This window comes from Rhodococcus sp. FH8, from assembly GCF_019266085.1.
GTDB lineage: Bacteria > Actinomycetota > Actinomycetes > Mycobacteriales > Mycobacteriaceae > Rhodococcus_F > Rhodococcus_F qingshengii.
The window spans coordinates 369,917-384,157 of the sequence record NZ_LPNQ01000065.1 but is presented as its reverse complement, the minus strand read 5'-3'; the positions used below and the strand labels follow the sequence as shown (position 1 = coordinate 384,157).

16 protein-coding genes are annotated in these 14,241 nt (G+C 63.1%); 11 read left to right on the top strand and 5 right to left on the bottom strand.

Going from position 1 to position 14,241, the window contains the following annotated elements; translation table 11 throughout:
• From urtE to ATN38_RS16145, 4 genes are all read left to right on the top strand, one after another.
• Positions 1–693: an urea ABC transporter ATP-binding subunit UrtE gene (gene urtE / locus ATN38_RS16160; protein WP_003941544.1), complete on the top strand. Its 693-nt coding sequence runs from the start codon at positions 1–3 to the stop codon at positions 691–693.
• A 1-nt stretch (position 694) separates the two neighbouring features.
• Positions 695–1,384, top strand: a complete 690-nt coding sequence (locus ATN38_RS16155) for a GntR family transcriptional regulator (RefSeq protein ID WP_218748243.1) — start codon at positions 695–697, stop codon at positions 1,382–1,384.
• Positions 1,385–1,589: 205 nt separating this feature from the next.
• Positions 1,590–2,090, top strand: a complete 501-nt coding sequence (locus ATN38_RS16150) for a hypothetical protein (protein WP_064114035.1) — start codon at positions 1,590–1,592, stop codon at positions 2,088–2,090.
• A 114-nt stretch (positions 2,091–2,204) separates the two neighbouring features.
• Positions 2,205–2,426 (top strand): hypothetical protein, encoded by a 222-nt coding sequence (locus ATN38_RS16145; protein WP_042923314.1) that lies wholly within the window; start codon positions 2,205–2,207, stop codon positions 2,424–2,426.
• A 352-nt stretch (positions 2,427–2,778) separates the two neighbouring features.
• Here the strand turns inward: ATN38_RS16145 and ATN38_RS16140 are convergent, their stop codons facing one another.
• The 3 genes from ATN38_RS16140 to ATN38_RS16130 are packed head-to-tail and all read right to left on the bottom strand — an operon-like array spanning position 2,779 to position 4,652.
• Positions 2,779–3,387: a signal peptidase I gene (locus tag ATN38_RS16140; RefSeq protein WP_054827776.1), complete on the bottom strand. Its 609-nt coding sequence runs from the start codon at positions 3,385–3,387 to the stop codon at positions 2,779–2,781.
• 10 nt (positions 3,388–3,397) lie between these two features.
• Positions 3,398–4,015, bottom strand: coding sequence for a hypothetical protein (locus ATN38_RS16135; RefSeq protein WP_241199122.1), 618 nt, complete (start codon positions 4,013–4,015; stop codon positions 3,398–3,400).
• Positions 4,016–4,022: 7 nt separating this feature from the next.
• Positions 4,023–4,652 carry a SipW-dependent-type signal peptide-containing protein gene (locus tag ATN38_RS16130; RefSeq protein ID WP_007735401.1) on the bottom strand — a complete coding sequence of 210 codons (630 nt, stop codon included), beginning with the start codon at positions 4,650–4,652 and terminating at the stop codon, positions 4,023–4,025.
• Positions 4,653–4,879: 227 nt separating this feature from the next.
• On the opposite strand from ATN38_RS16130, the gene ATN38_RS16125 reads away from it, so the two are divergent.
• The 6 genes from ATN38_RS16125 to atzF all read left to right on the top strand — a co-directional run bounded on the left by ATN38_RS16125 (position 4,880) and on the right by atzF (position 11,037).
• A complete protein-coding gene (locus ATN38_RS16125) occupies positions 4,880–5,869 on the top strand; it encodes an LLM class flavin-dependent oxidoreductase (protein WP_039973481.1) in 990 nt (329 codons plus the stop codon).
• A 9-nt stretch (positions 5,870–5,878) separates the two neighbouring features.
• Positions 5,879–7,099, top strand: coding sequence for an MFS transporter (locus ATN38_RS16120; protein ID WP_218748242.1), 1,221 nt, complete (start codon positions 5,879–5,881; stop codon positions 7,097–7,099).
• Between the two features lie 96 nt (positions 7,100–7,195).
• Complete coding sequence (locus tag ATN38_RS16115) at positions 7,196–8,002, top strand: SDR family NAD(P)-dependent oxidoreductase (RefSeq protein ID WP_042923321.1); 807 nt, start codon at positions 7,196–7,198, stop codon at positions 8,000–8,002.
• Entirely contained in the window at positions 7,999–8,532 is a 534-nt protein-coding gene (locus ATN38_RS16110) for a carboxymuconolactone decarboxylase family protein (protein WP_003941526.1), read from the top strand. Before ATN38_RS16115 ends, ATN38_RS16110 begins: the two co-directional genes overlap by 4 nt.
• A 76-nt stretch (positions 8,533–8,608) precedes the next feature.
• A complete protein-coding gene (locus ATN38_RS16105) occupies positions 8,609–9,310 on the top strand; it encodes a GntR family transcriptional regulator (RefSeq protein ID WP_019744458.1) in 702 nt (233 codons plus the stop codon).
• 17 nt (positions 9,311–9,327) lie between these two features.
• Entirely contained in the window at positions 9,328–11,037 is a 1,710-nt protein-coding gene (atzF, locus tag ATN38_RS16100; protein ID WP_065352105.1) for an allophanate hydrolase, read from the top strand.
• A 3-nt stretch (positions 11,038–11,040) separates the two neighbouring features.
• Here the strand turns inward: atzF and ATN38_RS16095 are convergent, their stop codons facing one another.
• Positions 11,041–11,616, bottom strand: coding sequence for a TetR family transcriptional regulator (locus ATN38_RS16095; RefSeq protein WP_003941498.1), 576 nt, complete (start codon positions 11,614–11,616; stop codon positions 11,041–11,043).
• Between the two features lie 68 nt (positions 11,617–11,684).
• Here ATN38_RS16095 and ATN38_RS16090 point away from each other — a divergent pair, with 68 nt between their 5' ends.
• Positions 11,685–13,286, top strand: coding sequence for an MFS transporter (locus ATN38_RS16090; RefSeq protein ID WP_054186869.1), 1,602 nt, complete (start codon positions 11,685–11,687; stop codon positions 13,284–13,286).
• Positions 13,287–13,338: 52 nt separating this feature from the next.
• Here ATN38_RS16090 and ATN38_RS16085 read toward each other — a convergent pair whose 3' ends face one another.
• Positions 13,339–14,190 (bottom strand): SDR family oxidoreductase, encoded by an 852-nt coding sequence (locus ATN38_RS16085; RefSeq protein WP_218748241.1) that lies wholly within the window; start codon positions 14,188–14,190, stop codon positions 13,339–13,341.
• Between the last annotated feature and the right edge of the window lie 51 nt (positions 14,191–14,241).

The following is a 14,241-nucleotide window of genomic DNA, read 5'->3' as shown; positions in this document are numbered from 1 at the left end:
ATGCTCGAGCTCGTCGACATCCGCGCCGGCTACGGACGCACCGAAGTGATCCACGGCGTATCCCTGCTGGTTCCCAGCGACGGAGTTGCGGCAGTCATGGGTCACAACGGTGCGGGTAAAACCACCTTGCTGCGCGCCGCCGTCGGTCTGATCAAACCTACACGGGGAAAGGTACTTCTGAACGGTGAGGACATCACCGGTCTACGGCCGAGCGCCCGCGTCGCTCGCGGACTTGCCTACGTACCCCAGGGTCAGCAGTCGTTCGGACAACTGACAACTGCCGAGAATCTTCGGGTGGTCGCCGACGGGCGCAAACGCGGAAAGGCACTCATCGCAGAGGCATTGGATCTGTTTCCCGCACTCACCACGCTCCTCGACCGTCGCGCGGGACTTCTCTCCGGTGGGCAGCGACAACAGCTTGCCATCGCTCGCGCCCTGATCACCGAGCCCAAGATCCTCATTCTGGACGAACCAACCGAGGGCATTCAGCCCAACGTGGTCGCCGAAATCGAAAGAACCGTCATGGAACTCACCGAGCGCGGCGATCTCGGTGTCCTCCTCGTAGAGCAGCACATCGGTTTCGCGCTCCAATCTGCTCAGCATTACAGCATTCTCGCGGCCGGACACGTGACCTCGACCGGTGAGGGCGGCACCACGTCCACCGAGGCGGTTCGTCGAGCGATGGCAATCTGACATGAGTGTGCGGCCGCCGCTGCGCGAACAGGTTTACCGGTCGATCCGAAACGATCTGATGTCCGGTCAGATCGCGCCCTCGGAACGACTGGGCGAGGAACGCCTGGCCCATCTCTACGGTGTCTCGCGAACACCGGTGCGCGAAGCGCTCGCGAAGTTGGAATCCGACGGGCTGGTCGAGCGCGACGAACACGGCCTCTTTCCGTACCGACCGCACCTCGACGAGTTGGGTGGCCTCTACGAGCTGCGCATACTCCTCGAGGTACACGGACTTCGGCGGGTACTCGACGGTGAGGCCCCCGCTCATGATCGAGACGCGCTCGGTTCCGAACTCGACAAGTGGTACGCATTTCTCAAACAGATGCCGGTACCGGACGCCGGTTTCGTGACGCTCGACGAGGAGTTCCACATCGCGCTCCTCGCCTCGTCCGGAAACCACGCGTTGGTCGACGCTCTTCAGGCCGTCAACTCGAAGCTGCGCCCCGTGCGGATGTTCGACTACCTGACTCCCGACCGTATGAAGGCCACCGTGGAGGAACATATCGCCGTCGTCGAACTGGTGCTGGACGGCAAGATTCCGCAAGCACACGAGGCAATGGTGTCGCACATCGACATCTCTCGTGCGGTTGTCCTCGACCGCGCTCGGCAGGCCCTCTCGTTGGCCGCCATGGCCAACGCTGTGCGGAACTGATCAGCGTCGTGTCGCTGACTTCAGGGTGAAGACTTCGGTGACGTGGTCTCTCGTCAGGGGGATCCTGAGGTACTCCCCCGGTACGGTTGGCTTCGGGCCGAGTACAGAACCGGGCACCGTACCCGTTGTGCCGTCCGAGCATTCGACTGCAACTTCGCTCGTGTAGTCCGCATCAGGCGCAACGTCGCAGGAGAGTCCGGTATCCGTGGTGAAGGCGGAGATGCTCGAATCGGCGGGGCCGTGGATCGCTGTCCCGATTGGATCCGCCGGCGCCGGTGTGCTCGTAGTTGGTGTAGCCGTCGTTGTCGGGGTTGCTGTCGATGTCGGGGTTGCTGTCGATGTCGGGGTTGCTGTCGGTGTCGGCACAGACGCGGTGGTCGTCATCCCTGCCGTGTTCTCAGCTGCCGTGGTCTCAGCTGCCGTGGTCGAAGAAGTCGTCGATGACGGGGGTTCGCTCACCGAAGTAGACGTCGGGCTGACCGCACGCGCAGCAAATCCGGTTGGGAGGCTCAGCGGCGTGACCGGGTATGTCGCGCTGCCAATTCCGCATTGGGCCGTTACAAGATTGAATGTCACGTTTGTGGTGCCCAGTATCTGCGCCCCCAGAATCGCAAAAGCTGCCATCGAAAGACTCACGCTCAGCGTCGATTGCGCCGTTGTTGCCGTGGACGTTCGCGTGCTCACGAGCTTGATGTTCGTGTATTGAATCGTCGCCAAGCCAGCGGCGTTCACAGTGGCGTCCGCCCCTGTTACCGTCACCGATGCGTTCTCGGCAGGCTGTGGAATCGTGAGGACGCGAGATCCCACCGTCACCTGATTCGTGGGGCTACTCGCCGATACCGATGCCCTGTTCGAGGTATCGCACGCAGCCCCTGCCGTAATCGGCGATGCCACAGTGACTATCGGCGCACTGACCAGATCAACCCCCAGTAGAGACAGCAAGTTCACTGTCACGGTCATCGAGGTGAGTGTCGACGTCGCATCGGTATCCGAAACAATTGCCGACTGGCAGCGGCCGCTCGCTGGCTGCCCGACCGAGTAGGCAGCGCACGACGAGATCGATCCGGTCCGGGACAACGAGTTGACGCCCAGTAGCTTTGCAACCACCAGATTGGTTGTGTCCAGGTCCTTTCCAATCGTGTTCTGTTGTGAGACACCTTCGAACATCGAACTGCCGAAAAGATCTATCACGATTCCGCCACTGGACAACCCGAGCCCGCCGGCGCCTCTGCCGTACCCACTCGTCGTCCATGAACCGGTGGAAATCGGGCCGGTAACGTACTCGGAGTCTGTCCACGCCGCTTCTGTCTCTCCGAGGAGTGGGTGAGACGAGAAACCAGAGCCCAGAACAACCGCAACTGCCAATATGATGACTGAAAACAGGTGGCGACGCTTCATTGTCTACCGCCGTCTGGCGGTAGAAGAACCTGAATGGGTTCGGTTTTCGGGTCGGCCGAGTCGGCATCATCGTCGTCATCGGTATTGCGCGGCCAGAATACCGCGACCACCAAAGCGGCCATGGTCAGCGTGATCGCCCCCAGAACAAGAGGATTCGAGAAGTAGACGATCACCCGCGCCAATCCCGGAACGTGCCAGAGCACCTTTCGGACCGTGGTGACCTCGTATACCGCGGGATCAGCCGAAGCGTTGGCATCACCCTTGAGATCGAGAATCGTGATGCCGTTGTCCTGGGTACGAGCGGAGACGACCCGGTGGGTCACCGGCAGTTCGGACACTCCCCGATCGACGGTGACGACGTCGCCCACCTCGACGGAATCTGCCGGTACTTCCCGCACAACTGCCAGAGATCCGGTTGGAATGGTCGGCGACATCGATCCGGTCTTGAACATGATCAGTGTGATGTCGAAAACGAAGGCACAGATCACCAAAGCGATACAGATGACCCCACCGACTGCAAGAACCTGAAGGATGCAGTCCCCGATGATCGTGGGGACCGAACGCTTCTTCGTCCGGGCATGTGTTGCCCGGGCATGTGTTGGCATTGCAGCTCCTTCAGGGTGTTGCACTGAACTGCCAAGTGGGAGTTGCCGTTTTACCGGTCAGCGCCGAGTTGCTCCAATTAGCCGAGGTTGCGGGCAGCGAAATCTCGAAGCACAGCGCCACCGCGGCGCCCGGGGACGCTCCACCGGTGGGTAGCGCGATGGCCCCGACTGCGGAACCAGTTGAGAGCGACGGAAACACCGTCGCACTTCCCACCACGAATTGTGGTGTTCCCGCGGAGAAGGCCGACGCATCACAGGTCGTCGACTTGACCACCCGATACCGCAGCGCCGACGCCAGAGTGGAGTCGCCGGCAACCGTGGCCGCCTGCAGAGTGACGGATGCTGCCGGCGAGACCGGCACTGTTCGAAGAGATATCGGGCCGTACGAGAACGCACCGGGGCGAATCAGGAGCGCCGAGGGCGTGTACGTGAAAACGCCAGGGGCACTGGATGAATGCGACGACCATCCGCCGCCGACGTTCGACTCGATTCCGAATGTTCCGGTGCGAAACGATGCATCGCCCATCGTGCTGTCCACCCAACTGGCCGCCACGGTGGTTGCACCGATACCCAGGACGAGTCCCGAGGCCGCCAGTGCGTACACCTGACGCATTCGCCGTGTGACCACGCAGGCGTCAGGGGGTGGACTGGCCGGTGAACTGCCAGAGCAAGCGCCCGGTGTTCTTGCCCGACACGATCGAAGGGTCGACTCCGGCAGGCAGCGTGACCGCGAAGCACAGTTCCACCGGCACGCCCGTGCCTAGCAAGGTGACATCCGAACCCGAACCTGCCGTCAAGGCCACCGGACTGGCTGTCGTGCCTACCCATGCTGTTCCTGCTCCAATTCCCGCTGCCGTGCAGGTCGTGGAGGGGACACCTCGATACACCGAGTACCGCAGGGCGGGTTTGAGGTCGGTATCACCGCCCGTTGCACCGAGTAGTTGTACCGTCGCGCCGGAAGTGCTGGCCGTGGGACCGATCCGAAGCGCTACCGGCGCGTATACCGTCGTTCCGGGTGAGAGTGCGTCGAATCCCGTGCTGAATTGGAAGTGGCCGGCGGAAGCGTCCACTTGATACTCACCCCAGGTCGTCAGTCCGTCGAAGCTGCCCTGGAGATTCCAACTTCCCGTCTTGAACTGCGCGTCGCCGAAAACGTTGTCTGTCCACGCCGCCAAGGTGACAGCGGCGCCGATACCGAGGACAAGTCCTCCGGCAAGTAACGCACGTACTTTGCGCTTGTTTACAGCCTTCCGATCAGTGGCCATGCTGGTCTCGATTCACTTGGAATGCGAAAGAACCTCCGATTCGGGAAATCTAGCCCCCAATTTCATCCGAAATATCCGAAATGACCGAAATCGAGACAAGAACTTCACGCCTTGTCCGCCTCGCTACCATTCGTGGGCGCTGACCAGGCGGAAATAGGAAAGCCGGCCAGATGGTTGCACCTTCCAACGACGTTTGCGTTCTATTCGCTGAGAAAGGCACCACATTCATGGCCGTCCCACTTTCCATCCTCGATCTCGCCCACATCGGCGACAACGAAACCGCCAAAGACAGCTTCGACGCCAGCGTGACCTTGGCGCAGCGTGCCGAGGAGTGGGGTTACAAGCGAATCTGGTATGCCGAGCACCACAACATGGGTTCCATCGCGTCTTCGGCCACCAGCGTTCTGATCAGCCACGTCGCCGCGCACACCAGCAAAATCCGCCTCGGCGCCGGTGGAATCATGCTGCCCAACCACGCGCCGCTGACGATCGCCGAGCAGTTCGGCACCCTCGAGACTCTGCACCCGGGTCGCATCGATCTCGGTCTCGGTCGCGCGCCCGGTAGTGATCAGAAGACCATGCAGGCTTTGCGACGCGACCCGAGTTCTTCGGACAGCTTCCCGCAGGACGTACTCGAGCTTCAGGGCTACCTCGGCGACACTTCGCGCGTCCCCGGAATCAATGCCGTTCCCGGTAAGGGCACTCACGTTCCGCTCTACATTCTCGGATCGTCACTGTTCGGAGCCAAGCTCGCCGCGATGCTCGGCCTGCCGTATGCATTTGCCTCGCACTTCGCCCCCAACGCCCTGCGCGACGCCGTCGCGATCTATCGACGCGAGTTCAAACCGTCGGAGCAGTTGGCGGAGCCGTACGTCATCGCGGGCGTCAACGTCATCGCCGCCGACACCCATGAGCAGGCTCAGCAGGACTTCCTCGCGGCCAAGCGTTCGCGCGTCAGCCTTCTTCTCGGACGCGGACGCAAGTTCACGGACGACGAAGCGGACATGCTGCTCGACTCCCCCGCGGGTCAGCAGGTTCTGCAGATGACCAAGTACAGCGCCATCGGCACGCCCACGGAGGTCCGCGCCTACCTCGACGAGTTCACCGAGCATGCACAGGCCGACGAGCTGATCACGGTGTCGACCGGCACCAACCGCGAGGCTTGGTTGCGCACGTTCGAACTCCTCGCCGACGTGAGCGATCTGGTACCCGCCTAAGCTGCCGGTATGGGCGATCCATCCCGTCGCGGGTTCATCTCGGTACTGGCAGTTCTACTTTCGACGGGTTGGGCCGCCAACCACTTTGCTTCGCTCATCCCGGTTCTCCGGGTGGACGAGGGTCTTTCGCATACCGTGCTCGACGGTGTTTTCGGTATCTACGCGCTCGGACTCCTACCCGGCCTGTTAACCGGTGGAGCACTGTCGGATCGCGTCGGCCGAGCTGTAGTCGTCCTGCCCGGAGCGCTCATAGCCTCGCTCGGAACCTTGATTCTTCTTCTCTGGCACGACGCGCCCGGGCTCATGGTCGGGCGCCTCGTTGTCGGTATCGGTGCCGGTCTGGCAATCGGCGCCGGCACCGCGTGGGCGGCTGACCTTCGCGGCAAGTCCGGAACCGTGATGGCGGGCGTAGTACTCACCTCGGGTTTTGCACTGGGACCACTGTTTTCGGGTCTGTTGGCACAATTTGCCGCCTTCCCACTCGCTACGCCCTTTGTCGTCTCGGCCGTCTTGTCGGTGGGTTCGGTTACCGCGGCAGCTGTGTGGAGTCGTACACCCGTTCCCGTAGAAGCCGCGACCATCACACCCGTCCCAGACGGCGCGGAGCGCTCCGTCGCAAATGCGCCAGACGGCGCGGAGCGCTCCGTCGCAAATGCGCTGCTCTGGGCACTTCCGTTGGCTCCATGGGTGTTCGCCAGCGCAACAGTGTCTTTCGTGACCATGACGGCCAGGCTCGGGGACCGCTACTCAGGTCCTCTCCTTCCGGGTTTCGCCGCGGCGCTGACTCTGGGTGCTGGAATCCTGGTTCAAACCGCTGCGCGCCATCGCAATTGGGGTCCTCAGGCCGGCACGACAGGCGCCGCACTGGCGGCACTCGGATACTGCCTGGTCGCAGTCGGCGGCGCGCACCCCGCGCTCGGGTTGTTCATCGTCTGCGCGCTCGTCCTCGGTACGGCCTACGGACTGTGTCTACGCGAGGGACTGCTCGACCTCGAGTCGCTGGCTCCCCCCGCCTCGCGGGGCGCCCTGACCGGGATCTTCTACGTCGGCACCTATCTCGGATTCGGACTGCCGGTGCTACTGGTTGTCATCGAACCCACGATGGGTCCGTCGCTGCCGTTGGTGATCCTCGCCGCTGTTGCCGCCATCGTTGCCGTGGTCCGATTCCGTCGATTGCGGTCGACCCAGGCTTCCACGTCACATCCGCGTCTCGAAGCCGCATCGGTCTGAACACCCGTTCGGACGGAGTTGGCGGTACTTGCAGTCGCAGCTACCCGGCGGTGTTAGCGTCGGAGGACCAGAAGGTCACTGCGTAGGGACACAGCAATGGGCAAGAGCGAGGCGGGCAAGGCCGAATCGGCCAAGAGTAGTGCGGACGACCTGACGGGTCGGCGCATCCTGATCACCGGCGCTGCCCGCAATATCGGTTCTTCGCTGGCCAGACGCCTGTACGACCGTGGTGCGTCCGTGGGACTGCTCGGCCTCGAGCCTGAACTTCTCGAACAAGTCGCCACTTCCTGCGGCCGCGCGCCGTGGCAGTTGTGCGACGTCGCCGACCTCGAGCAGGTATCTCGCGGCGTCGACTACATCGCTGAGAAGCTGGGAGGCATCGACGTCGTCGTCGCCAATGCCGGTGTCGAGGCGAACTCGTCGATCCTCGGCGGCGACCCTGCGGACATGCGCCGCGCCGTCGAAGTCAATCTCATGGGCACGTACTACACCCTGCGCGCAGCCGGTCCGCACATCAGTCACGAAAACGGTTACGCCCTGGTGGTCGCCTCGGCTCACGGCGCCGCCAAGCATCCGTTTCGCGGACCGTTCGGTGCTTCGCGCGCCGGCGTCGAAGCCTTGGGTGACGCGTTGCGCTTGGAAATGAAACACCTCGGCACCAAGGTGGGCGTCGCGTATATCGGCGACATCGACACCGATACCACCGCACTGTCGTTCGACGGAGCACGCGGAACCCTCGCCAGCGCCGGCACCACGACCGTCGCTGACGCCGTCGACGCGTTCGAGCGCGGTATCGTCGGCCGGAAGTCACGCGTACACGCGCCCCGCCGCAGCGCCGCGGTTCGCCACATCGCGCAACGAGCTATAGACCTCCGTCCCTCTCACATCCGTGGAGTCGCATGAACCCCCGCATCCCGCCCGGCCGATTCAAGGACCTCGGTCCGATCAACTGGGGAATCTGGCGTGTCCTGTCGAAGGCTGCCGGAGCACCCGATGCGCATCTGTTCAGCACCTTGGGGCGCACGGGTGGACTCTTCCGCGGTTGGCTGCACTACTCCGGCTCACTCATGCCCGGCGGCAAGATCTCTCGCCACGACACCGAACTGATCATCCTGCGGGTCGCGCACCTGCGGGACTGCGGTTACGAGATGGATCACCACATCAGGCTCGGCCGCAAAGCCGGAATCGACGCAGAAGAACTGGCCCGAATCATCGAGGGCCCTGGCGCTTCCGAGTTGAGTCCGCGTCACCGTGCGATCTTGACTGCGGTCGACGAGTTGGTCACCACCAAGGACGTCACCGACGACACGTGGGGAACGCTCTCGCAGCATCTCGACGATCGTCGGTTGATCGAATTCACCTTGTTGGTCACTCAGTACGACGGCCTGGCCACCACGATCGGAACCTTGCGGGTTCAGCGCGACTTCTCCTGAAGTTCCGCGGCGGCCGTAACTCAGCTCTAACCCGAAGACATCTGGACGAAACACCTGATCAATAGCGTATACAGGTATGTCGACAGGGATGAATACGGCGCCGGAGCCACTGCGTGAGGTGGTCTACCGGGAACTACGCACCGAACTGGTCAACGGGACTATCGGGTTCGATCAGCGCCTGACGGAACCGAAACTCTCCACGCGTTTCGGCATTTCTCGCACACCAGTACGGGAAGCGTTGACGATGCTGTGCGCCGATGGACTCCTGCGCCGGGAAGAGTACGGGTTCTCCGCCGTGCGCCCGAGTATCCCGCGGATCCGAGATCTGTATGAACTCCGAATCACTCTGGAACTACAAGGAATTACCCGGGCGATCGCAGATCCGACGATCCGGCACGACCGAACAATCCTCGACGACGAATTGGTGCGGTGGCGTGCCCTGGCTCTCGATCCGCCCGCTCAGGAACCGGGGTTCGTCGAACTGGACGAGGAATTCCACGTCGCCGTACTGAGGGCGTCGGGAAACAATGAACTGGTCGCGTCGCTGCTGTCGGTGAATTCCCGTATCCGGCACGTTCGGATGTACGACTTCATGGTCAACGGCCGCATCGACACCTCGATCGCGGAGCACATTCGAATCCTCGAAGAACTACGTGCCGGCAATCTGCCCGAGGCCCGCACGCTTTTGCACCAGCACATCGGCGAGTCTCTCGACGTCGTCCTCGACCGGGTGACCCGCGCGATCACCGCGCTCTCACTCGCCAACATCACGGACTGATCGGAGCAGTACACACCATGACCATCGCAGCAGAAGTTTTCACCCCGACAGCCCGGGTCGAGCAGGCATTCCAGCGGATCGAGGAAGTAGATCGCCCCGAAGTCTGGATCACGTTGCGCCGCAAGGAAGATGTGCTTGCCGATGCCGCTTCGGTCGAAGCCAGAATCGCCGCGGGCGAGCATCTTCCTCTGGCTGGGCGTCTGGTCGCCGTCAAGGACAACGTCGACGTCGCCGGTCTGCCGACCACAGCGGCGTGCCCCGAATTCGCGTATTCGCCGGACGAAACCGCCAGTGCCGTTGCGCGGTTGATCGAGCACGGGGCTGTTGTTCTGGGGAAGACCAATCTGGACCAGTTCGCCACCGGACTGGTCGGAACGCGCAGTCCGTACGGAGCCGTTCGCTGCGCCTGGGACGAAGAGTTGATCTCGGGCGGTAGTAGCTCCGGATCCGCCGTCGCTGTCGCGCTGGGAATTGCAGACATCGGAATCGGCACCGACACCGCCGGTTCCGGCCGGGTGCCGGCAGCGTTCCACGGGATCTACGGACTCAAGCTCTCACTCGGCGTCATCCCAGCCCACGGAGTAGTGCCCGCCTGCGTCGACTACGACGCTCTGACGGTATTTGCCGACGACCTCGAATCGGCAACCGCGGCAGCGGCAATCATGATCGGCCACGAACCTCGAGATCCCCGCAGCCGCGTCTGGCCTTCCGACGTTCGTCTCGCGGCGGCGCCGAATCCCCGCGTCGCCGTCCCCCGAATCGAGGATCTCACTCAACTGAGCCCGTCGTATACAGCAGCATTTCAGGACACTGTGGCAGCTCTGGTAGCCGGCGGCGCCGAGACCGAGACCGTCGACATATCCGGACTGCTCGACGCGGCCCGATTGCTCTACGACGGCGCCGTAGTGGCGCAGCGGTACGCCGCTGCCGGCGAGTTCCTCGAAACTCGTCCTGCCGGAGCAGATCCCGCGGTGTCCGACATCGTGCTCGGTGCGAAGCACCCCACCGGATACCAGCTAGTCGACGATCTCGATGCTCTCACCCGCGCCAAGGCTGCCGCCCGGGAACTCCTCGCCGGGTTCGACGCCCTACTGCTTCCCACCACCACCGAACATCCGACCATCGCTGCCGTGACCGAGGATCCGTTCGGAATCAACCGCCGGATGGGAACTTTCACCAACTTCTGCAACCTGCTCGACATGGCGGCCGTCGCGGCGCCCGGACACCGCACCGCCGAAGATCACCCGTTCGGCGTCATGTTCGTCGTACCCGCTTTCGACGACCAGATCGCCATCGACCTCGCTGCGCGACTCGGCGGTGTGCCTTCACCCACCCTCGTCGATACCGGAATCGATCTCGCAGTATTCGGCGCTCACCTGCGCGGGCAACCCCTCAACACACAGTTGGTCGACCTCGGCGCGCGGTACGTCGAAACCGTCACGACCTCGGATGCCTACCGGCTCTTCGCTCTCGACACGACGCCACCGAAGCCCGGCCTGGTACGCCGTGGCCCTGGACTCGGCGCACCGGTCGTCGGCGAGATCTTCCGAATCTCACCGGCCGGGCTGGGAACGTTCCTCGCCGCCTTGCCTGCACCGATGGCGCTCACCAGCGTCGAGTTATCCGACGGCAGAACGACAGTCGGTTTCAGCTGCACTCATGACGCCGTAAACGGCGCAGCTGACATCACCGACTACGGCGGTTGGGCCGCGTACCTCTCTCGCTGACAGTCACGGCTTGCAGATTCGAGTGACGGCCTCGCGCACCACTTCACGGCGGCGCGCGATCTCGTCGGCGTCGACGTTCTGGTTGTCGGCCACACCGGGGGCCACCACCCAGCCGAACACGAGGCCGAACAGCATCGTGATCAGGTCCTGGGGGTCCCAGTGCTTCGAGATGAGGCCGTCTTCTTGAGCCTTGCGGATCGTGGCCATTCGCGGAACCCAGCTGGAATGTTCCTCGGCCAACTTCTTCATCCGTGGTGCCTCACCCTGCAATTGACCCCAGATCATCATCCGTTGAATCTGTGGTTTGCCGAGCATTGCGTCGAACAGTTCGACAGCATGCGCGGGCATGTCTTCACCGGTGAACTCGACGGATTCCATCGCCTGCTCGAAGTCGACGTCGAGCACCGCGTGGAACAACGCGACCTTGTCACCGAAATAGGCGTAGAGGCGCTCCTTACTGGCGTTTCCGTTCTTCGCAATCCGATCGATGCGCGCACCGGCAAGCCCGTAGGTGCCGAATTCTTCTTGCGCAGCGTCGAGGATTCGCTGTTTCGTCGCGGTCACGTCAGTGGGAGCCATAGTGATGATGGTAACCGAACGAACTATTTCGTTTGACTCACCCGAGAAGGCTGGAATACCTTTTTCCAATGACCACCACGTCCCACGTCGACGGCGGCACTCTGCCACCGATCCCGGCTGTCTCCGAGAATCCGAATCATCAACGTCGCTGGCTGGTGCTCTGCATCGTCGCGTTCGCTCAACTCATGGTGGTACTCGACGGCACCATCGTCTCCATCGCCCTACCGGCAGCCCAGGAGGAACTGGGCATCAGCGACCTTGACCGCGCGTGGGTGGTCACGTCGTACGCCTTGGCGTTCGGTGCGCTGCTGCTCCTCGGCGGACGTATCGCCGACTACTGGGGCCGAAAGCGATCCTTCATCGTCGGCATGGCGGGCTTCGCGGTTGCCTCCGGCATCGGCGGCATCGCGCAGAGCGGTATCGAACTGTTCATCGCCCGCGCCGGCCAGGGCGTCTTCGCAGCACTGCTCGCGCCCGCCGCGCTGTCGATGCTCACCACCACCTTCATCGGAGAGAAGGAGCGCGCCAAGGCTTTTGCCGTCTACGGCGCGATCTCCGGCGGTGGCGCTGCCATCGGCCTGCTCCTCGGCGGAGTGCTGACGCAGTACGTCGACTGGCGTTGGTGCCTGCTCGTCAACATCCCGATCGCGCTGATCGCCATCGCTGCAGCTGTCCCGATCGTCAAGGAAACCAAAGCGCACGGCGACACGAGCTACGACCTTCCCGGCGCTGTCCTCATCGCCCTGGGGCTCGGCTCACTGGTCTACGGATTCACACGCGCCGAGCACGGCTGGGGTCAGGCGGACACTTTGCTGTTCATCGCACTGGGTCTGGTCTTCCTCGCGATCTTCGTGGTCGTCGAGAGCCGCAGCAAGAATCCGCTTCTACCGCTGAGCGTTCCGTGGCATCGCGATCGCGGCGCTGCTCTGATCGGCTCCATGCTGGTGGGCGCCGCCCTGCTCGGCGGCACGTTGTACCTGACGTTCTACCTGCAGATCGTGCTCGGATTCAGCCCGGTCATGGCCGGCGTCGGATCGCTGCCGATGGCGTTCTTCATCGTCTTGGCGTCGACCATCGCAGCGCAGTTGTCCACCAGGATCGGCCCCAAGCCGCTCATGGTCGCCGGCCCGCTGGTGGCAGCAGTAGGACTGCTCATGCTGACCCAGATCGAGGTACACAGCTCCTACTGGACGCACGTGTTCCCCGGCCTCGCCATCTTCGGCTTCGGACTCGGTCTGCTGATGGTGCCGATGCAGAACCTCGCACTGATCGGTGTCCCCGACCACGACGCCGGCGCTGCCAGTGCCCTGGTCAACGCCACCCTGCAGATCGGCGGCGCACTCGGAACCGCACTGTTCACCACGATCTACGCTTCGGCAAAGTCGGCCTTCACCGCCGACAACGCGGCGCCGATCCCGCCGGAAGGCATTCCTGTCGACATGTCGAACGCGACCATCCCGACTGGTGACCAATTGGCGCTACTCCCCCAGCCGGTGCAGGACTTCGTCGCCTCGATGACGGACTACTTCTTCGGCGCCGAGGTATCCGGATACTCGGCCGCATTCGGTTGGGCGGCAATCCTGTTGGCGATCATCGCACCGGTAGTGCTGGTTCTGGTCCGCGCCAAGAAGGGTGATCTGCCCGCCGAGGGTGCAGTCCACATGGGGTAGCCCCCTGTGCGCCTTTATTAACCGCCCGCGGTTAATAAAGGCGCACAGCAGGTCAGGCCTTCCTCAACACCTCAGCCACCGGAGTGCTGCTGCGGCCGATCAACTTCTGCAGGTCACCAGACTCGGTGTCCAACGCCCCCTTGGCAATTGCAGCATCGGAATCAGCGAGGATCTGCGCAACCGGGGCAGGCAGTCCGACGCTCTCGAGAATGCCTTCGTATGCCTGCTCGTCCACGAACTGGTACGCGACGGGCTTGCCCGCGAATTCGCTGATCTTTGCGGCCAATTCGGCGTAGGTGAGCCTCTCGTCACCGCCCAACTCGTACACTGCGCCTTCGTGGCCATCGGTGGTCGCGACTACTGCTGCGGCGTCGGCGTAATCCGCACGCGCCGCAGCCGCGATCTTGCCTTCCGCTCCCGCACCGACCAGTGCGCCGCGTTCGATCACACCGGCCAGGTCGTTGGTGAAGTTCTCCCAGTACCAACCGTTGCGCAACAGCGCGAACGGAATACCGCTCCGAGTGAGCACGTCCTCGGTCGCCTTGTGCTCGGCAGCAAGCTTCATCGGCGTGTCCTGAGCATTCAAGATGCTCGTGTAGGCGATGAATACGACGCCGGCAGCCTTCGCCGCGTCGATGATGTTGGTGTGTTGCGCGAGCCGTGACCCCACTTCACTTCCCGAGATCAGCACCAGCTTGTCGACGCCCGCCAATGCGGTTTCCAACGCCGAGGCATCGGCGTAGTCCGCTTGGCGTACAACTACTCCGCGGGCGGCGAGGCTTTCCGCCTTCTGTGGATTGCGGACCACTGCGACGATGTCGGACGCGGCGGTTCCCCGCTCGATCAACGACTCGACTACCAGTTGTCCGAGGTTTCCGGTTGCGCCGGTGACTGCAATGCTCATGCGAACTCCCGATCCAGGTTGAAGCGTAAATGCGTTCTGCAACCATCATGC

Bases quoted from the DNA above. Each gene is read 5' to 3' on its own strand.
- urtE (WP_003941544.1), top strand. From the start codon at position 1: ATGCTCGAGCTCGTCGACATCCGCGCCGGCTACGGACGCACCGAAGTG.
- ATN38_RS16155 (WP_218748243.1), top strand. From the start codon at position 695: ATGAGTGTGCGGCCGCCGCTGCGCGAACAGGTTTACCGGTCGATCCGA.
- ATN38_RS16140 (WP_054827776.1), bottom strand. From the start codon at position 3,387: ATGCCAACACATGCCCGGGCAACACATGCCCGGACGAAGAAGCGTTCG.
- ATN38_RS16130 (WP_007735401.1), bottom strand. From the start codon at position 4,652: ATGGCCACTGATCGGAAGGCTGTAAACAAGCGCAAAGTACGTGCGTTA.
- ATN38_RS16125 (WP_039973481.1), top strand. From the start codon at position 4,880: ATGGCCGTCCCACTTTCCATCCTCGATCTCGCCCACATCGGCGACAAC.
- ATN38_RS16120 (WP_218748242.1), top strand. From the start codon at position 5,879: ATGGGCGATCCATCCCGTCGCGGGTTCATCTCGGTACTGGCAGTTCTA.
- ATN38_RS16115 (WP_042923321.1), top strand. From the start codon at position 7,196: ATGGGCAAGAGCGAGGCGGGCAAGGCCGAATCGGCCAAGAGTAGTGCG.
- ATN38_RS16110 (WP_003941526.1), top strand. From the start codon at position 7,999: ATGAACCCCCGCATCCCGCCCGGCCGATTCAAGGACCTCGGTCCGATC.
- ATN38_RS16105 (WP_019744458.1), top strand. From the start codon at position 8,609: ATGTCGACAGGGATGAATACGGCGCCGGAGCCACTGCGTGAGGTGGTC.
- atzF (WP_065352105.1), top strand. From the start codon at position 9,328: ATGACCATCGCAGCAGAAGTTTTCACCCCGACAGCCCGGGTCGAGCAG.
- ATN38_RS16095 (WP_003941498.1), bottom strand. From the start codon at position 11,616: ATGGCTCCCACTGACGTGACCGCGACGAAACAGCGAATCCTCGACGCT.
- ATN38_RS16090 (WP_054186869.1), top strand. From the start codon at position 11,685: ATGACCACCACGTCCCACGTCGACGGCGGCACTCTGCCACCGATCCCG.
- ATN38_RS16085 (WP_218748241.1), bottom strand. From the start codon at position 14,190: ATGAGCATTGCAGTCACCGGCGCAACCGGAAACCTCGGACAACTGGTA.